This window comes from Paenibacillus sp. FSL H7-0918 (assembly GCF_038007025.1).
Taxonomy (GTDB): Bacteria; Bacillota; Bacilli; order Paenibacillales; family Paenibacillaceae; genus Paenibacillus_AQ; species Paenibacillus_AQ odorifer.
In genome coordinates, this window is sequence record NZ_JBBOWJ010000001.1 from 83249 (window position 1) to 103286 (window position 20038).

General features: G+C 44.8%; 17 protein-coding genes. 7 read left to right on the forward strand and 10 right to left on the reverse strand.

Features of this window, described 5'->3' with window-relative positions:
• Positions 1-105: 105 nt before the first annotated feature.
• From MHI15_RS00555 to MHI15_RS00575, 5 genes are all read left to right on the forward strand, one after another.
• Complete coding sequence (locus tag MHI15_RS00555) at positions 106-624, forward strand: MogA/MoaB family molybdenum cofactor biosynthesis protein (protein ID WP_341164502.1); 519 nt, start codon at positions 106-108, stop codon at positions 622-624.
• 503 nt (positions 625-1127) lie between these two features.
• Entirely contained in the window at positions 1128-2165 is a 1038-nt protein-coding gene (locus tag MHI15_RS00560; protein ID WP_081387284.1) for an ArsR/SmtB family transcription factor, read from the forward strand.
• Between the two features lie 24 nt (positions 2166-2189).
• Positions 2190-2987, forward strand: coding sequence for an ABC transporter permease (locus MHI15_RS00565; RefSeq protein ID WP_341164006.1), 798 nt, complete (start codon positions 2190-2192; stop codon positions 2985-2987).
• Positions 2988-3017: 30 nt separating this feature from the next.
• Positions 3018-4028, forward strand: coding sequence for an ABC transporter ATP-binding protein (locus tag MHI15_RS00570; RefSeq protein ID WP_076219896.1), 1011 nt, complete (start codon positions 3018-3020; stop codon positions 4026-4028).
• The gene (locus MHI15_RS00575) at positions 4025-4843 is read left to right on the forward strand and encodes an ABC transporter permease (RefSeq protein ID WP_076280040.1); all 819 of its coding nucleotides are present in this window, start codon (positions 4025-4027) and stop codon (positions 4841-4843) included. Before MHI15_RS00570 ends, MHI15_RS00575 begins: the two co-directional genes overlap by 4 nt.
• Positions 4844-5148: 305 nt before the next feature.
• Here MHI15_RS00575 and MHI15_RS00580 read toward each other — a convergent pair whose 3' ends face one another.
• Complete coding sequence (locus tag MHI15_RS00580; RefSeq protein WP_341164007.1) at positions 5149-7455, reverse strand: thiamine pyrophosphate-dependent enzyme; 2307 nt, start codon at positions 7453-7455, stop codon at positions 5149-5151.
• Between the two features lie 25 nt (positions 7456-7480).
• Positions 7481-8491 (reverse strand): 2-oxoacid:acceptor oxidoreductase family protein, encoded by a 1011-nt coding sequence (locus MHI15_RS00585; RefSeq protein WP_038571642.1) that lies wholly within the window; start codon positions 8489-8491, stop codon positions 7481-7483.
• A 322-nt stretch (positions 8492-8813) separates the two neighbouring features.
• Between MHI15_RS00585 and MHI15_RS00590 the strand changes: the two genes are divergently transcribed.
• Entirely contained in the window at positions 8814-10157 is a 1344-nt protein-coding gene (locus tag MHI15_RS00590; protein ID WP_036688050.1) for an amino acid permease, read from the forward strand.
• A gap of 20 nt (positions 10158-10177) precedes the next feature.
• Positions 10178-10948 (forward strand): hypothetical protein, encoded by a 771-nt coding sequence (locus tag MHI15_RS00595; RefSeq protein ID WP_341164008.1) that lies wholly within the window; start codon positions 10178-10180, stop codon positions 10946-10948.
• Between the two features lie 250 nt (positions 10949-11198).
• On the opposite strand, the gene MHI15_RS00600 is transcribed toward MHI15_RS00595, so the two are convergent.
• The 8 genes from MHI15_RS00600 to rhaA all read right to left on the reverse strand — a co-directional run bounded on the left by MHI15_RS00600 (position 11199) and on the right by rhaA (position 20008).
• The gene (locus MHI15_RS00600; RefSeq protein ID WP_341164009.1) at positions 11199-12650 is read right to left on the reverse strand and encodes a nicotinate phosphoribosyltransferase; all 1452 of its coding nucleotides are present in this window, start codon (positions 12648-12650) and stop codon (positions 11199-11201) included.
• A 51-nt stretch (positions 12651-12701) separates the two neighbouring features.
• On the reverse strand, positions 12702-13241 hold the full coding sequence (locus MHI15_RS00605; protein WP_341164010.1) for a cysteine hydrolase family protein: 540 nt from the start codon (positions 13239-13241) through the stop codon (positions 12702-12704).
• Positions 13242-13270: 29 nt separating this feature from the next.
• Positions 13271-14041, reverse strand: a complete 771-nt coding sequence (locus tag MHI15_RS00610) for an NUDIX domain-containing protein (RefSeq protein ID WP_036688055.1) — start codon at positions 14039-14041, stop codon at positions 13271-13273.
• A 242-nt stretch (positions 14042-14283) separates the two neighbouring features.
• Complete coding sequence (locus MHI15_RS00615) at positions 14284-14733, reverse strand: RicAFT regulatory complex protein RicA family protein (RefSeq protein WP_076128288.1); 450 nt, start codon at positions 14731-14733, stop codon at positions 14284-14286.
• 25 nt (positions 14734-14758) lie between these two features.
• On the reverse strand, positions 14759-16345 hold the full coding sequence (miaB, locus tag MHI15_RS00620; protein ID WP_038571650.1) for a tRNA (N6-isopentenyl adenosine(37)-C2)-methylthiotransferase MiaB: 1587 nt from the start codon (positions 16343-16345) through the stop codon (positions 14759-14761).
• Positions 16346-16618: 273 nt separating this feature from the next.
• Positions 16619-17713 carry an NADH:flavin oxidoreductase gene (locus tag MHI15_RS00625; RefSeq protein WP_341164011.1) on the reverse strand — a complete coding sequence of 365 codons (1095 nt, stop codon included), beginning with the start codon at positions 17711-17713 and terminating at the stop codon, positions 16619-16621.
• Positions 17714-17862: 149 nt separating this feature from the next.
• The gene (rhaD, locus tag MHI15_RS00630) at positions 17863-18708 is read right to left on the reverse strand and encodes a rhamnulose-1-phosphate aldolase (protein ID WP_341164012.1); all 846 of its coding nucleotides are present in this window, start codon (positions 18706-18708) and stop codon (positions 17863-17865) included.
• A gap of 43 nt (positions 18709-18751) precedes the next feature.
• Positions 18752-20008, reverse strand: coding sequence for an L-rhamnose isomerase (rhaA, locus tag MHI15_RS00635; protein WP_341164013.1), 1257 nt, complete (start codon positions 20006-20008; stop codon positions 18752-18754).
• Between the last annotated feature and the right edge of the window lie 30 nt (positions 20009-20038).

A 20038-nucleotide genomic window follows, 5' to 3' on the forward strand; every position in this document is an offset into this window, starting at 1 on the left:
ACGCAAGCGGCACCCCTATATCCTCAAAAGATTAGCGCTGGATAACGAAACTTGTCTTTGCTTCCCCCATACCCTATCATGAGAACATCTCTAATTTAGGAGCTGATCTCATTGTCATCCGTTGAAGAACATCGGAAGGAAGCACCACAGTCCGTTTCCTGCTATATCATTACCGTCTCAGACACCAGAACTACTGAAACAGATACCGGTGGAGCTTTAATCCAATCCATGCTTGAGACTGCCGGTTATGAAGTTATAGGCCGTACCATTATCAAAGACAACTATCAAGACATTCGTGAACTACTCTATAAAAACGCTGATCACACTGGAGTTGAAGCCGTACTGCTCACGGGTGGAACAGGAATTTCTCCCCGTGATACCACCTACGAAGCAGTTTCATCCTTGCTGGATAAAACGCTGCCGGGCTTCGGTGAGATTTTTCGAATGTTAAGCTACACAGAAGATATAGGTTCGGCGGCAATCCTTAGTCGAGCAATTGCAGGTACGATTGGCAACACAGCTATTTTTTCTATGCCCGGCTCCACTGGAGCCGTTAAATTGGCTATGGAACGGCTAATTATCCCGGAGCTTCGTCATGTAATGCGAGAGATATACAAACAATAATCCCACCCATTTTTTTATAAACTAGACAAATAACCAAGCATACCTTTGTTCTGTGCGTATAATACGGTAAGTTCACACACAAAGGAGCTGAAGGAAATGTCAGAAGAATGTCCAAAATGTCCGGCCCAAACTGTCACTGACCCACCTAAGGTGGTTTATCAAGATTATTACCACCCTCAAGTTGTGAATGTTATTCACCCGGTAGAAATCGTTAGACGCCATCACTGTGTCCCAGTTCCTCGCCATTGCTACACCTATTCTGTTAAAGATATCATGTGCGATAACTCCATGATGCCTAGAGGCAGAAGATAAAACTCTACTTCATAACTCTATTAAAAGAATCCTATAAGTGAGAGAAACATCCATGTCCAACACATGGAGATGTGCTCTCGCTTTTTTCTGCATAAAAGATTTGACAATCCTGACCATTCCCCCTATAATTTTGAACACTTTACGCGAAAGTGGTTTTTGATTAACCAAACAGTTAATCGGAAAGGAAAGAGATGAGCTCACTCCAAACTTTAAATCGAAAGATCAAAACGGTCGTCAGTCCTTTTCATGAGTTATTATGCAGTCTGCATGTCTTCCATCAACCAGAACACCATCCAACAAGATTACAATGGGCTTTGGAGCTCAAGAAAAGAATGCCTCTTGCTCTACAGGAGAACATCCACACACTTGGGCAGTTGTCAGAACGTTGGATCGCTCTGCTAGATTTACCGGACCGTATGGGTGTCCCTATTTCTTGCAATCAAGGAATCACCCTACTCAAAAAACTTCCGGATGCAGAGCTAGTGTATCTATTTATGAATCAAGAAATTGCACTAAGTACCATAGTCGAATGGCTGAATGAATCGGAAAGCAAACGTTCGCTGATGAAGTTGAGTGGAAACGTGAAGTACCTGATAAACAATCTGGCTAGTGTTCGCAAGCTGTTAATCTCAACATTAATTACATACGAACATGATTATTTCGGGCAGGAATGGGACTATATTGAACCATTTATGAACATCTCAGCCGCTCAGTTTCAAGACTTAGCCAGTCGTTCCCCGGAAAAGGCACTAAATACGCTCCACCCACGCCTCCTCTCAGAGAACGGGACTCTGACAGTACAAAAGGCTGTAACGTATTACTTTCCTTATGACCAGCTTGGACAAGTGTACGTTTTTCCTTCTACATTCATATTTCCGCATCTGCTTGTTGGCTGGTTCGAGGACACTTTATTTTTGCCTCTCACGGTGGATGTTCCCGGTCTTGCCTTTAGTGAGGGACCGCCGAGTGACCTGTTGCGCCAACTCAAAGCTTTAAGTGATGAAACGCGGATGCGAATTCTGAAACTGCTGTGGAAAGGGCCGCATTGTACCAAGCAGCTTGCGCCAATATTGGGTATTTCTGAAGCTGCGGTCTCTAAACAGCTAAAACAACTAAGTGAAGCAGGATTTACCCAATCACAGCGAAAAGGGAACTATTTATTTTATTCAGTCAACAAAGAAGTCTTTGATAATCTGCTCATCCTGCAAAGGCAGTACCTTGAACAATGAGGTTAATGAAAGGTGTGAGTACATATGTGGCATATCGCTATCGCAACCCTAAAAAGAAACCAAAAATCTAATCTTAGAGCCTTTCCCTGGACCTTTACATTCGGGCACATTATTGATGGAGTTTATCTAGTCATCATCTCTTATTTTTCTTATGTGTATCTAATCAAAGGGGATATAGATTCAAAATTTGCTATCTATAGTGGCAGTGAGGACTATCTGACCTATGTAATTATTGGAGGTATGCTCAGTATATTTTCCGTCAGTATGATGATGAATGTATCCAGGGCACTTATTACCGAATGGAGGGAAGGTACACTTGAGGCACTGTTGCTCTCCCCTTCAAGCCGGAGCGGTTATTTTCTAGGAAACGCTGTCCAGCAGTTGTATCGAAGTGGGGCGGAATTGCTGGTGGTTCTCTTCTTTGGCCTTTTGGCAGGACTTCGACTCCCCTCTGTTCACTTCATATCTGTCCTCGTGGGAATTTTGCTATTTTTACTATCGTGTTATGCGATGGCGCTGGTGCTAGGAAGCATTATGCTTTATACAAGGGACACCTTCATTGTGCAAAATACTCTATTTACGCTAACTGCTCTACTGTGTGGATTTCAGTTTCCAAGGCAATACTTGCCTGACTACTTGCAGGTTATAGGTGAGATTTTCCCATTGACCTATGCGCTACAACTCCTTCGAGGCTCGCTGCTAACTGGAGAAGCAATACGATTACCTGACATATGGCCAATCATACTGCTTAGTGTTGTATACATAACGGTTGGTCAATGGACAAACCGGCGCATAGAGCGCGGGTTGTTCGAACGATTCTAAAACCTTGGAGGAGTGAAACCATTGATTAATATGCATGAAGTTACTAAGATTTACGAGAGCAAACATAAACTGAGCTGGTTCCGTTCGGAAAAAAGATCAGTGACAGCAGTGAAATCACTATCTTTAGATATCGCTGCGGGGGAAATCGTAGGTCTTCTCGGTCTAAATGGCGCTGGAAAAACCACTACAATACGTATGCTTTCTACTCTCCTAGAGCCAACCTCCGGCAGTATTGAAGTCGATGGAATGTCACTACACAAGAATCGACAGGCCATTCAGCAAAAAGTAAATATGATCGCCGGAGGAGAACGAATGTTGTACTGGCGGCTCACTGGTAGAGAGAATCTTGAATACTTCGGTAAACTCTATGGAATGAACAGCCCTCACATCGCTAGAGAAGCAGGACGTCTTCTGGAGGAAGTGGGTTTGACCCAAGCTGCTGACCAACCCGTTGAACAATATTCTAAAGGGATGAAGCAACGGCTGCAAATCGCCCGCGGACTTATCAACGACCCACAATACTTATTTCTAGATGAGCCCACACTTGGCCTTGATGCCCCTATTGCCAGGCAGCTTCGCAGTACGATAAGAAAGCTTGCACTGGACAGTGGAAAGGGTATCCTTCTGACCAGCCATTATTTACAGGAGGTCGAAGAACTATGTGACCGAGTTTATGTACTGAATCGAGGCGAGCTTCTGCTCTGTGACAAACCTGAGCGGATTGTCCATCAGGTTGCAGGCTCGCAAACTGCTCATTTAGAGGTTACAGGCTGGCATGAATCACTTCGTCCCAAGCTACTAGAGCATCTACGAACATTTACTCAGCCTGCGGAATTAATGGGTGTCTGCGCAACAGAAAAACTAGAACTTCAAAATGATGGACTGCAGCGCATTTCTGTAAAGACACCTTCGGCTGATAGGATCATTACAGAGCTCCTGCCATGGACTACTGAGCAGGGGCTTAGCATTAAAAGCTTCGCATCCGAAAAACCTACTTTGGAGGATGCGATTATCCTCCTTTCGGAAGGAAGGGTATCATGAACTTACATAGCTTATGGTTTACCCTTAGCGCGGAGATCACTAAGCAGCATCGAAATAGAGTTAAGGGACGCGCAGTGTTTTTTTCACTTCTACTCTGGCCGGCGCTCACCTTTTTAACCACCTACTTTACTATGCAGCCCTTTAGAACCGGAGCAGGATCAGCACTCTCAACAGTAATACCAGATGGACGGATTCCCCTTTTTCTGCTGAGCGGATATCTCGTCTTTCAGTTATACTGGACGGTTGTGCAAGCCGCATGGTTATTCGAACAAGAACGCAAAGGGGGCACACTTGAGGTAGTGTTCCTAACGCCAGCGTCAAAAATGGCCTTCCTGTATGGACGTTCCGTATATTCACTATTTCACGGAATATGGATGTTCGCTTGCTTCTCCATTCTGACTTTCATTTTTCTTGCGGACGTAACGACTGTTAACTGGGGCGCCTTAATACCTGTATTAATACTTATCATGATATCAGCGGTTATATGGGGAGCTTTGCTGTGTGCGATATCTCTCTTCTCAAGGGATTCAGGGCTACTCTATTACATCTTTCAAGCACCAATGGAGCTGTTTGGCGGGGTTCGTATTCCACCAGCAGTATTCCCAGCATGGGCAACGGGTTTATCCCTTCTGTTTCCACTCACATATAGTCTGGTTCTTGTGCGCGGGGCGTTATACGATAATATCGGTACTAGCTGGTGGTGGGCTCTCGGCGCTTTAATCGTAGGTAGTGCTTGTCTTGTCATTTGTACCCGCTATCTTCTGGTTAGAGCAGAGCAACATGCAAGAGTAAAAGGAAACTGGACTTTATTCTAACTGTAAATGACCAAGTCTTTAACACATAGGACCTAAGAGACGTTATTTGCTGGTTTTTTAGCTTTTTCAAAAGTTTCGCGGACTCCAGTGACACTATTCCTTCAAAAAGGGTTCATTTTGGGAGTTTTAGGGCCGATAACTGCTATGGAGTCCGTTAGAATTTCAAACGGGAGAGAAAGCTGTGTTTAAGATCAGTGGTGTCCGAAAACTGCTTCTTACGCGCAAATGCTCCCTAACCACAAAATAACCCGGCAGACAAATCTGCCGGGTTATTTCATATTTTATATACTGGAGATAAACACAGCTTATAAGTCAGGATGTTCGTGTTTTGCCTTGAGACGATTCCAACGGCGCTCAACTTCTTCTTCGAAGCTGTGTAAAGCTGGCTCATTCTCAGGTTTCAACAAATGACGAGTTTTACCCATTGTCTTCAGCCATGCTGAGAGCTCAACACGTTTGCCCTTATCTTCAGGGTTATATGTGATATTCGTAGAACCATGCTCTACTTCATATAACGGGAAGAAGCAAGACTCAACAGCTAATGATACGATGTTCGTGCCTTCCTTATCATCAGACATCCAGTTTAGCGGACATGCGATCAGGATTTTACCATACACCAAACCTTCGTTTTGTGCGTACCACTGTGCTTTTGCCGCTTTTTTCACCAGATCCTGCGGATAAGCCTCCGAACCCGTGAAGACATAAGGAATGTTAGTAGCCGCCATAATTTGTGCTGTATCTTTATGCTGAGTAACTTTACCTTGCTGCTGCTTGCCGATACTGGAGGTTGAAGTACGGTGACCCAGTGGTGTCGAATAGGACTGCTGTGCTCCAGTATTCATGTAACCCTCGTTATCGTACTCTACAATAATCATTTTGTGACCACGCAGTGCAGCTCCAATTGCCGGTCCCATCCCGATGTCCATACCGCCATCTCCGGTTACCATAACAAACGTAAAGTCCTCTTTAAGCCCTAGTCCATCCAGCTCACCGCGACGTTTGCGTTCCCAGAACATCTCTACGACACCGGACAAGGTAGCCGCTCCATTTTGGAAAAGATTATGGATAAACGTTGATTTATGGGAGGAATACGGATACCCCGTAGTCGTTACCATGGCACAGCCTGTATGATAAAGTGCGACGATATCCCCTTCAATCCCTTTGAAGAAAGTCTCCAGTCCTGAGAAAATCCCGCAACCTGGACACGCACCATGCCCTGGGGAGAGCCGTTTAGGTTTCTTCGTTAAGCTGCGCAGTGGCGGAATCCGTACGCTTAATTTGCCTGTTGCTTCATCCTGTTTCACAGTGATTAAGCCTGTCTTCAGTAAGTCAAAGTCCATTGGCTTCAGAAGACGTTGCGGAGCTTTATCTGGTGTACCCGGATTGTGGCCATAATAATCAAATGGTATGTCTACTCGATCTGCAGCAACAGCATCTATTGCTAATTGGAAAAAGGCATGACCATCTTCTGCGTAGAAGTCCTTACCACCCAAACCATAGATACGGCTAATTACTTTAGTCGTAGTGTTGCCATATGTGAACAGCGCTGCCTTGATTTCATTGACCATGTTACCACCATGTCCGCCAACAGAATCTGCACGGTCACCAACGGTGATTGCTTTAACATTTTTCAGCGCTTCAGCAATTTGCTTCTGCGGGAAAGGACGGATCATATTCGGCGAGATTGCACCGGCTTTGATCCCTTGCAACCGAAGCTGATCCACAACATCCTTAATAATCTCAGAGGCAGAATTCATCAAGAATACGGCTACTTCAGCATCTTCCATCCGATATTCCTCGATCATTGGATAATGACGTCCGGTTAACTCAGCAAATTCCTTCGCAATTTCTTCAAAAACTTCACCCGCATTGTACATAGCTACGGACTGCTGATAGCGGTTGTTAATATAGTCAGGTTCGTTCATATAAGGACCAACCGTTACCGGATTATTGCGGTCTAAAGTATCGGTAAAGCCTGTTGGAGGCTGCTTTCCAACAAATTTATGAACATCCTCCCGATGAGTAAAAGCTTGAACGCGGCGTTTCTGGTGGGAGGTGAAATATCCATCTGAAGCCACCATTACCGGAAGACGAACTTTAGCATGTTCCGCAAGCTTCAATGCCATTAGGTTCATATCATAAACAGATTGTGGATCCCGGCACATTAAAATAGGCCAACCTGTATTCAAAGCAAAATACAAATCTGAATGGTCCCCGTGAATATTCAGCGGTCCAGAGATCGAACGGCAGATTAGATTCATAACCATAGGCATACGCGTACCAGCTTGTACAGGCAATTGCTCAAGCATGAACATATAACCTTGGGCACTGGTAGCATTAAATACACGTCCGCCAGCCGTTGAAGCGCCATAACAGATACCAGCAGAGCTATGCTCGCCATCTGACGGAATCAGCATAATATCATGCTGGCCATTCGCTTTCATCGTATCAAGAAATTGCGCTACTTCTGTCGATGGAGAAATCGGAAAATACCCCATTACATGATAATTTATCTGATGAGCAGCATAAGCCGCCATTTCATTGCCGGATTCATATAGGAATTTCTGCTCTACTTTAGCAGAGCCTACTTCTTTTTCATAATCTATAGCCACGTGTATTCCACCTTTCCTCCGTTAATTAGGCCTCAGTAACGAGATCAAAAATATGCCGGACCGTATGACTCTCTGCGTAGCCCTCTTCCTCACGTTCGCCAGACAAGGCAGTTGTAGGACAAGCTTCTACACATTTTAAACAGCCTTTGCAGTATTGATAATCAATACCTTGCAGGAACATTTGTGGACGTCCCTTCTTATCAGGCTGCTCATCCCAAACAAAACACAGATCAGGACACACCGTATCGCACTGCGCACAATGAATACAATCCTCCTGCTTAAAATGAGGCAGCAAACCGGAGCGAGAAATGCTCAAGTTCTTTAAAAAGCTGCTGCCAGGATTCGTAATGGTACCGCCGATTGGCTGTGTTTCATAACCCAATGCGGAAATATCAGACCGCACGAACTCAGGCATTGTCACGCCCGCAGGCAGTGGAAAATGCATAAACTTAACTTCATTAAATCCACGGTCGAAAGTAGTCAGTGCTGACTGTACTGCCTGTGGATATTTTTTGCCTAGTGATTTCTCTATAACGCCTTTCATAATTTCAGGGTCCAAGAAATCACACATCCGGAACAACGCGCCTAGCATCGCCATATTAACGCGGTTTTTCTCATCTAAGGCGATAGTTGTAGCATCAACGACTGCAATAGTTCCTGCCATCATATTCAGGGAGGATTTCAATTCCTCCGGCGATTTTGCTGAGTTCACCAATACTGTGCTATGTTCATAAATTCCGCTAATTACGTTAACTGTCTTTGCTAATGCTTCGTGAAATACCCCAACAACATGCGGACGCTCAACCGGAGACGTGTCACGAATAGGCGTATTCAAATCACAAAACCGGATATGCGCTTTTACCGCTGATCCCTTCTTCTCCGAACCATATGACGAAAAGCTGACCCCATTCATTCCAGCACCGACAACACCTGCTTCTGCAAGCATTTTACCAGCCAGGTTCGCACCCAACCCTCCAATTGACTCCAGACGAATCTCAAAAAATCCGAGCTCGTTCACTTTTGGCAACTGTACCACCGACATAGCCCCTTTCAGAATGTCATCTAGTATAATATCCTTTTGACTTTTTCAACGATTGTAACTTGATTTTGCAAGACGCGAAGTGACAAATCTTGCATTTTCCAAGTGTTGCCTAAGCTTATTTATCTACTTTCATTTAGCAATAAAATTAAAAATTAAGATGTTAAATTCATCACATTCTTCATGATAAATATCACACACCGATGAAAAATCACCTCTATTTCTACAAATGTGTATCATTTATACTTTTCAACTAGTCCATTTCAGGATAAACTGATTCTTGGTGTAATTTTTTGAACCTACTTAGGAGGCATTAAATGTGAAGTCAAACGAAGCATCATTACAGAAAAAATTGCTTCCACGGCATATCAGCTTTATGGCGATGGGCGGCGTAATCGGTACGGGGATTTTTAAAGGAAGCTCTGAAACGATAAGCATTGCTGGACCAGGGGTTGTTCTCTCCTATGTATTGGCAGGCTTGCTGCTACTAGTCGTTATGGGTGCAATTGCCGAAATGGCCACGGTATACCCGAACAAAAATATGAAGGAATTCATCCGCGAGGCTTTTGGAGAACGGCTCTCCTTTATCGTGGGTTGGCTATATTGCTTCATGTGGTTGACTGTCTGCGTAATCGAAGTGCTGGCGGCAGGAAGCTTCTTGCAGTACTGGTTACCGGATGTTCCATTATGGCTACTGAGTCTAGCAAGTGGTGCTTTAATTATTGGCATCAATATGATGAGTGTAAGCGGTTATGGAGAGACGGAGTTTTGGTTAGCAGGAATCAAAATAGCTATGATTATCATCTTTATTATTCTGGGAGCTGCATTATTGTTTGGGCTATTGCCTATGTCTGAAGGGACTCCCTATTTAAGTAATTTTACGGATTATGGCGGATTATTCCCACAAGGCTGGACACCTATCTTCTCTGCCCTTCTGGTCGTCATGTTCTCCTACGGCGGATCTGAGCTGATTGGACTGACTTTAACAGAAACTCAAGATGCAGAAAAAGTGTTGCCTAGAGTTGTCAAAAGCTTCATTTTACGTGTTATTTTGTTCTACACCATTCCAATTCTGATCATCTGTGGGTTAATTCCTTGGAATCAGCTTAACGAGCATACCAGCCCCTTTGTGCAGGTATTAGCAGCTACAGGACTTAAGGGTGCTGACCATGTTATGAACTTCATACTGATTACGGCTGTGCTCTCTGCTGCTAACTCTGGTATCTACGGCGCCACACGGATGTTGCACTCTTTGGCTTCACAGGGTGAAGCTCCACGTAGCTTAGCAAAGACCTCAGCAAAAGGTGTGCCGATCAACAGTCTTAAACTTTGCGCTATAGTTCTTTTTGTTGGTTCTATGTTAGCGTACTTCGCACAGGATGGACTTTTCCGGCTGCTGATGGCTGTTCCCGGCTTCGTAGTAAGCTTGGTATGGATCAGCATCTGTCTATCACAGCTGAAGCTGCGGAAAACCTATCCTAAAGAGCCAAGCTTTAAAGTGTGGGGTTTCCCTTATATTACGATTTTGACGCTTATCTGTTTGTCGGTTATCACGATTTCCTTCCTTTTCGACACTCAGAACCGGATCAGCATAGGCACATGTCTGGGCTTCCTGCTGATGCTTACCATCTGGTCATTCGCTAAATTCCGAAAGAAGAACTAAACTATATATCTCGCACTTACATGAAAAAAGGTGTATCCATTGTTCTTGGCGATTGCGTAGAACGGGGATACACCTTTTCTTATGGGACCGTTGATTCGCTCACTCACACCGGATGCGCCTCATTCTGCGGGTTTTATACCGCTGATTTGCCTACTCGCACCGGATGCGCCTCATTCTGCGGGATTTATACCGTTGATTTGCTCACTCACACCGGATGCGCCTCATTCTACGGGATTTATACCGTTGATTTGCCTACTCGCACCGGATGCGCCTCATTCTGCGGGATTTATACCGTTGATTTGCCTCCTCGTACTGGATGCGCCTCATTCTGCGGTATATATACCGTTGATTTACCTACTCACACCGGATTCGCCTCATTCTACGGGATTTATACCGTTGATTTGCTCACTCGCACCGGATATGCCTCATTCTGCGGGATTTATACCGTTGATTTGCCCACTCGCACCGGATTCGCCTCATTCTGCGGGATTTATACCGTTGATTTGCCCACTCGCACCGGATTCGCCCCATTCTGCGGGATTTATACCGTTGATTTGCTCACTCACACCGGATTCGCCTCATTCTGCGGGATTTATACCGTTGATTTGCCTACTCGCATCGGATTCGCCTCATTCTGCGGGATTTATACCGTTGATTCGCCCACTCGCACCGGATGCGCCTCATTCTGCGGTATATATACCGTTGATTTACCTACTCACACCGGATTCGCCTCATTCTGCGGGATTTATACCGTTGATTTGCCCACTCACACCGGATGCGCCTCATTCTAAGGGATTTACTAATTCTTTTGGGGATATGGTAATTTCTCGATGTACTCTAAGTAGTGTTCTGTTGCACAAAATGCAACAAAAGCCAAATCAGATATACGCGGACAAACTAGCTTAATATACTTTCAGAAAATAAACTCACGGCGTTCGAAGTTAACAAACGCAAGCTTCACCCAAACGTCGGCTTCACCCAAACGCAAAAAAGCACGGGAATCTAATCTTCCCGTGCTTCTTTCCATCGAAACTACAAAATCTACTCGATCTCCGGCTGAATATGCTCCGCGATCAATTGTTGCTTGCTGGTCCAGACCTTCTCACTCAGATTCACCCGGTACACCTCTGGATTGAGCTTACGCAGATATTCCGGCCAGAACAGATCCTTCTGCTCCCGATGGTAACGGCGAACTTCATTCAGATCCGGCAAAGTATAGACCTGGAAGCCGTTCACGTAAATCGGCTCAAGCATAGGCAGCGCTTCATAACGCTCCACATACTTGTGCATGTATGGATGCAGCGGATTAAACAGCTTCACCCGACCGCCGTTACGTGGAGCTTCCTCTTCCGGGAAGCAGATATAATCTGCTAGCGCTTTGCCATTTTTCCCGATAATCCGGAATACGTCCTTGCTGCCTGGTGTGGATACTTTTTCAGGGTTAGAAGAAATCTTGATTGTCGGTACCATTTCTCCAGTTGCGGACTCAATTTCTACCAGCTTATAGACCCCACCCAAAGAGGGTTGATCCGAAGCCGTAATCAATTGTGTGCCTACACCCCATGTGTCGATGGCTGCACCTTGCAGCTTCAGATCCATGATTGTATTCTCATCCAGATCGTTGGACGCCACAATCTTCACATAATCTAGCCCCGCTTCATCCAGCATGTTCCGCGCCTGCCGGGATAGATAGGCCAAGTCACCGCTGTCTAAGCGGATACCGATCATCTTTTTACCTTGAGCTTCAAGCTTTTTGGCGGTTCTAATCGCATTCGGCACACCACTGCGCAACGTATCGAAGGTATCAACTAATAGTGTAACTTCATCAGGCATCACCTTGGCATAAGCATCAAAAGCTTCCTGCTCACTGCTGAAGCTCTGAACCCAAGAATGAGCATGTGTACCTTTGGTAGGGATGCCAAACATTTTACCTGCCAGCATGTTGGAGGTTGCATCAAAGCCGCCGATATAGGCCGCTCTAGCGCCCCAGACCGCCGCATCCGCTTCTTGTGCCCGACGGGTACCAAACTCCAGGAGTACATCATTCGGAGCTACCTGCTTGATTCGGGAAGCCTTCGTAGCGATCAGCGTCTGGTAGTTCATGAAGTTCAGAATAGCGGTCTCCACCAGCTGCGCTTCCATGATCGTCCCTTCCACACGGATTAGCGGTTCATCCGGGAAAATCAACGCCCCTTCTTTCATCGAATAAACGTTGCCCTGAAAATGAAATTGCAGTAATTCTTCCAAAAAAGCAGGAGCGTAATTTTCTTCTTGCTCCGACAAGTAACGGATATCATCTTCGGTGAAACGCAAGCCGCCGATGTACCCCACGATACGCTCTAATCCTGCGAACACGGCATAGCCGTTTCCGAAAGGCAATTTGCGGAAATAAGCTTCAAATACAGCTTTTCGCTTATGGCTTCCATTCACCCAGTGAGCATACATCATATTGATCTGATATTTATCTGTATGTAGCGCAAGTTCTCTCTTCAAGTCCTCATCTCCTAATATCCACGTTGCTGTATGTGTATGTTTTTTATAGTATTATGCCTTAACAACGTCTGCTCCTAAACTTCCCCGGAAATGATTTAGTGCCCATTTATGTCCATCCGCGTTGAAGCTGACGACCGCATCTTCGTGCACAGTAATAGTAAAACCTTTGTTATATGCATCCACCGCAGTGTGCAAAACACATATATCTGTACATACGCCAATCAAATGAAGGTCAGTAATGCCACGTTCCCGCAGCTTAAGCTCCAGATCAGTTCCACTAAAAGCGCTATATCGAGTTTTGTCCATCCAATAGATGGAATCCTGGTCAGCTTCATAAACAGTTTTCAAACTTCCATAAAGCTCCCGCCCTCTAGTCCCTCGTACATTGTGAGGTGGAAACAGTTTACTCTCGGGATGATAAGGATCATTGTCTTCATGTAAATCTACAGCCATTACAACATAATCGCCATTTTGGACAAACTCAGACGTTAATTGGCTGATTCTTGGCTCGATATCGATTGCAGGCTGCCCAACCGGTAAATTCCCATCGACAAAATCATTGGTAAAGTCAATTACTATTAGTGCTCTCATGAGAATCGTCCCTCCCCTGATTTAAGACACTACGTATAAATGGACAACAATGGCTCGTGATCTGTAAACATATACAGCTGAGCCGGGCGTTGTGAGTATTGATTGGAGCTGAGTGCATTGCCCTCTTCATCTCTCACTTCTTTTAATATACCCTGACGGCTACGTGTTGACGTGATTTTACGAATAAAATTTGGTTCTTTAAATTCTGGCACTACTGTCTGAATTACCTGATAAAGCTCACTTAGCGTAAAATGCCTAGGCAAAAACTGTCTTGCTATCGTTGTCTGCAGCATTTGCTGTTGGATACGTACGTATGCATCCTTGATGATTTCATGGTGGTCAAAAGCGAGCTCCAGTTCTTCTAACGCTTCCTGTAACGTAAATAAACCCACTTCACCCGCATCGTCGGAAGCTTGTCTTTGCTCCAGCATCCACTCTTCTACTAAAGCGAAAAAGGCATGGCTGATAATCCATCCCCGAGGGTCGCGGCCAGGTGTACTATAAACCCCAAGATATTCTAAGTGACCTCCATCGACACCGGTCTCTTCTTTCAGCTCACGAGTTGCAGCATCATATATAGACTCATCTTCCTGACAGAATCCGCCTGGTAGAGCCCACATGCCTGCACATGGCCATTTTTTCCGTCTAATTAACATTACCTTCAACTCACGTAAAGGCAGCGTCTTGGTGACCGTCTTCCGCTCGCGTTTGGTAAGTGTAAACATTACAATGTCGGCCGGAACACCATCCGGTGTACGATATTTTTTGGCGTTATAGGTTAATTCCCCATTGTCGCTCATAATTGCCCCATCCTTTTCCGAAGCTGTAGTTTTACTTATTCGTATCTTTAAATGTACCAAACATGTTCTTCATAAATCAACAGATGAATTCCATTATTTTACATTATCCTACAAAAAAGACTATATGAGAAACGACGTTGTCGTTGAATTATAAGGATTATGTATTTTCATGTACTTTACTTCTACCTCTTATATTGAAATAAAGGGACGGATCTGCATCCGCCCCCTGAACTGAGTGTGGGTTATCCGCATGTGGTCGGAGGCGCTTCAGTGCCGGCTTCCACATTTATTTTTTCCGAAACGGTATCTCTAATCACGGAAATTACCAGCTGAAGCAAATAATTAATGTCGCTCTGGCTTTGCTGAAATTCGTTCACGACTGGAATACCGTCGATCTCATCTTGCAGCACTTCAATTTCACGTTCAATTTTGGCGACCATATCTTTATTATTGAAGCTTTCGAAGGCCACGATTTCTTTTTGTTTTTTCTTAATGGTTGCAATCAGTCCTTGCACACGCTCGTGATTAAGAATTTTTTGCTCAGCCTGCTGAAAATGGCGTACCTCTTCACTGGTTGAGATTAATGATGCTAGTTCTTTAGCTTTGCCCATAATATCCTCGCGAACGATCAGATCACGGGTATTATAAGTTTTCATTCCATATTTATTCAACTGTTGTTCTTCTGTACTCATTAGTCATCTCCCCATTCGTATGTGATTAATGAACAGCTGCGGCCTCGACCACAATATCCCCTTTAATGTACCATGTTTTGGTATCTGTAATTCTCACGTTTACAAATGTGCCGATAAGCTCCTTAGGACCTTCAAAATGGACCAGCTTGTTAGCGCGGGAACGGCCGGAAAGGACTTCGGAGTTATTCTTACTCTCCCCTTCAACCAATACCTCTACAACTTCACCCAGCATCCGGTCATTAATGATCCGGCTGTTCTCTTTGATGAGATCATTTAATCTTTGCAGACGTTCACTCTTCACCGACATCGGTACATTATCTTCCATCGCCGCTGCTGGTGTGCCCTCACGTGGAGAATAAATGAACGTATATGCCATATCATACCCAACCTCACGCACAAGCGATAGGGTATCTTCAAATTGCTCATCAGTCTCCCCAGGGAAACCAACGATAATATCGGTACTTAATACAGCATTCGGCACACTTATCTTAATCTTGCGTACTAATTCCAGATAAGCTTCCCGGGTATATTTACGGCTCATTTTCTTAAGAACGGCAGTACTTCCCGATTGAACCGGCAGATGGATATGCTCCACCAAGTTGCCGCCTTTGCCCAAAACCTCAATCAATTTATCGTCAAAATCTCGTGGATGCGATGTCATGAAGCGAATGCGCGGAATATCGATCAGACGCATATCATCCATCAGGTTCCCGAAGGTGTAATCAATATCCGTAAAATCTTTACCGTAAGCATTTACGTTCTGCCCCAATAGCGTTACTTCCTTGAAGCCTTGGCGCGCAAGCTCTCTCACCTCAGCGATAACGTCCTCTGGACGACGACTGCGTTCTTTACCGCGTGTAAACGGTACGATGCAATACGTGCAGAACTTATCACAACCATACATAATGTTCACCCAAGCGCGCATGCCTTCCCGCTTCTTCGGCAAGTTCTCAATAATGTCGCCTTCTTTGGACCATACCTCAACCACAAGCTCTTTACTAAATACCGCTTCTTTAATGAGGTGTGGCAACCTGTGAATATTATGCGTACCGAAGATCATATCCACGAAGCCATGCTTTGACATAATCCGGTTGACTACGCCTTCCTCTTGGGACATGCAACCGCATACCCCTAACAACAGACCCGGCTTCTCGATCTTCAGGTTCTTAAGATGTCCTAGCTCTCCAAATACCTTATCCTCGGCGTTCTCCCGAATCGCACAAGTATTCAGCAAAATGAGATCCGCGTCATTCCGGTCAGCGACACTGCGGTAGCCCATCTGTTCCAATAGGCCCTTCATCGTTTCCGTGTCATGCTCATTCATTTGGCAGCCATAAGTCGTTATATGATAATATTTGCCCACTCCGAAATTCTGCATCTCTTCAGGAATCTCGAAATCATAATGCACTTCTATTTCTTCCTTGCCGCGCCGTTTTCCTTCTTTATAGTCAGGCTGGCTATTAATTTGCACATTTCTTCCTTTAATCCGGTAAGTAACCTTACCTTCCTCTTCACTAATTACCTTTGCATCACTAAAATCAAAATATTTCGAATAATCCTTAGAACCCTTGCCGGATTTTAAGTCCGGTGAGTTATGGTTCCCCTTTGTCATGCTGTTTTCACGTCCTCTATTGTTCAACAATTATTTTTATACTTTGCTAATTTAAAATTATAACATAATGCTGGCCTAACATAGAAGTGCCCGGTCTATTAATGATGTAATGAAGCGTTGTATATCGACAAAAAAATACCCCGCCAACGTTTGGCAGGGTCAAGTTCTATCATATTAAGGGGGGTATGCTACTATTATAAGCAGATACACTCCTCTTGAAACAGTTACACAACCTCTTACCTAAAAAAATAGTCATTGTATATTCTGCTAGTTTTAGTAAAGCGTATTCGTCGCTTCAGGAGTAAATGGGATGATTTCGTCTATCGCTCCACTTTGTACTTTGGCAGGCCAAGCCGGATCGCTAATAAGCGCTCTGCCCACTGCAACCAAATCAAACTCCTCCCGATCGAACCTTTCAGTTAACTCATCAATATTATCCTCAGGCTTCTGAGCTTTATCTTCCTCGAAGAAATCGCTTTGCAGGCCAATAGAGCCTACTGTAATACACGGCTTCCCGGTAAGCTTCTTAGTCCACCCAGCTAAATTTAGATCAGAGCCAGCAAATTCAGGTTGACTGAAGCGTCGGGTCGAGCAATGAAAGATATCTACACCCGCTTCGCTAAGCGGTGCTAGGAAACTCGCAAGTTCTTCTGAAGTCTTCGCCAGCTTCTCATCATACGCCCCCAGCTTCCACTGGGAAAAGCGCAGCACGATTGGGAAGTCTGGTCCAACCGCTTGACGGCATGCTTTAATGATCTCGACAGCGAATGTTGTTCTTCCTACCAAATCGCCACCGTAACGATCGGTACGTTTATTCGTTCTATCCCAGAAGAACTGGTCTATCAGATACCCGTGAGCGCCATGCAGCTCAATGCCATCAAAGCCAACGCTTTTGGCATTTGCCGCCGCTTGAGCGAAGGCTGTTACTAAGCTTTCAACCTCTTCTGTGGTCAGCCGCTCTGTCACCGGCTCACCTGCTAAATTCAGACCCGAAGGGCCTACAGGAAGGGCTTCAACGTTAGGATACTCGCCGATTGTACGCGCCATCCCCACATGCCAAAGCTGCGGGATGATCTTGCCGCCAGCTGCGTGAACCTCTTCCACAACCTTCTTCCAGCCTTCTAAAGATGCTTCTTCATGTATATTAGGAATATCTTGGTGACTGACAGCCGCTGGATGATTTATCGCAGTACCCTCAGTAACAATTAATCCCACTCCACCCTCTGCACGTCTACGATAATAAGCGGCAACATTGCTTCCCGGCACACCCTTCGGAGACTGCGCGCGTGTCATCGGCGCCATTACAAATCGGTTCGATAGCGAAAGATTCCCCACTTGAAAAGGTAAAAATAGTTGCTCTGTATTCATATGTTACCTCCAATTTATTAATTGATTACTTTAAGTAAGCTTATTATCCACCCAAAAGATGGGAAATGCAAATTTTAAGAAAAAGACAACAAAAACCGGACCTCGCAGAATCTACGAATGTCCGGTTTTCACCAAATTATAATGACTCTCTAGACTTCAAGAATCCCCGCTTTAGGTGTAACTCCAAATGCTTTAGCTAAATCCCATAGCTGTTGGTCTGTGATCTTTTGTTTGATTTCTCTACCACCAATCAGGTTGTAGATCGTCGCAGCCTTTTCAACCGTTTCTACTAGACCAAAGGTAGCATCCATGGTGGAGCCAGTGCCAAAAATCCCATGCTGCGGCCAGATGACTAAACGGTGATCCTTCATTTTTTTGGCAGTCTCACGGCCGATTTCACTGCTGCCCGGAACAATCCACGGAATAACACTGACGCCATCAGGGAAAACAACAAGGCACTCTGTGCACATTTCCCATAACGTTTTGGTAAACTTCAGTTCGTCCAGATCATGCGTGAAGGTCATCGCGATAACATTTGTAGCATGTGTATGCAGCACGATACGGTGTGTGGGATCTACTTTCAGACGTTCAATATGACTCATAAAATGCGAAGCGAGCTCACTCGTAGGAACTGCACCATTCCGCAATCCCCACAATACTTCCACACTTTCGCCATTGCCGCTAACCCTTAACACACCCAGATTCGCTTCAGGGTCTTTAATCACATTTCTGAAATATTTGCCCGAACCTGTTACGATAAAATACTTGCCTGCTAATTCTTTTACCGGAAAGGTGAGTTTGATCGTGCGAAACGGCTCCAGTACATTAATATACTTAGCCACCTCATTCTCATCCAGTAAATAGCTGACATTCCCACCATTCAGTTCATCCCAGCCAAGCTCCCACATATGACGGGTGATCTCTGACATTTCCTGAATAAATGGAGCTTCACTGCTGGCAATATAACCTTTTGATTCTAACAAGGATGTACTCATAGTCTACTCTCTCCTTTGTATTTGCTGCTCTCCGTATCCACTTCTATCTTAAAGACAAAACGTCTTGTTCATAATTTTTCACTTCAGTAAGCCATTGCTCACGCACCGGTGTACCTTGTGATGCACAGTAGTAATCCCAGACCGCTCCAAACGGATACGATTTGAACTCTTCTACCAGAGCAAGACGTGAAGTATAATCCCCGGACCGCTCGATTTGCTTAAGTTCTTCCACTGGTTCCAGCATCGCACGCAGCAACGCCTTAATAGTGTTGCGGGTGCCAATGACCCATGCCGCGAGATGATTGATACTGCCATCAAAGAAATCCAATCCAATATTCGTACGAGGAAGTAAATCCCCGCGAACCAATTCACGGGCGATTTCCAGCAGCTCATCATCCATTGTTACCACATGGTCACTGTCCCAGCGGACAGGTCTGCTGACATGCAGCAGCAGCTGCTCACTGAACATCAGAATCGAAGATAATTTATTCGAAATCACTTCTGTAGGATGAAAATGTCCCGCATCCAAACAGATCGCTTTTCCATTTTTTAAACCATAACCCATATAGAATTCATGAGAGCCAACCACATAACTTTCAGAACCAATTCCAAACAGTTTACTTTCCAAGGCATCCATATTATAAAGCGGATCTATTTCCTGACTAAAAATCTCATCCAGCGACTCTTTTAAACGTACTCTCGGAGCTAGCCGATCTACTGGCGTATCCTTATATCCGTCTGGAATCCAAAAGTTCGTCACACAAGGCTGACCCAGCTCCCGCCCAAAATGCTCAGCGATCGTACGCGAAGCTTTACAGTGTCTGATCCAGAAATTCCGAATCTCCGCGTCCGAATGACTGAGAGTGAATCCATCGGCTGCTTTCGGATGTGAGAAACAAGTAGGGTTAAAATCAAGCCCTAAGCCCTGCTCCTTCGCCCAATCCACCCAGGATTGAAAATGTCGTGGCTCTAGTTCATCCAAATCTACAGGTTCATCTGTATCTGCGTAAATAGCATGCAGGTTAACCTTATGTTTACCAGGAATAAGAGATAAAGCCTTTTCTAAATCTTGACGTAGTTCATCTGGTGTACCCGCCCGGCCCGGATAACTTCCCGTTACCGCAATGCCCCCGCTTAGTTCTTTTTCCTTAAAAAGAAAACCTTTTACATCATCACCCTGCCAGCAATGTATGGAAATTTTAATTTGCGCGAGTCGCTCCAGCACTTTATCCACATCAATACCGTGGGCTGCGTATAGTTTTTTGGCTTCGTTATAAATAGTGATAATGCTCTGATCCATGCTGTTTATCCTCCTAAATTAGTGCAACGT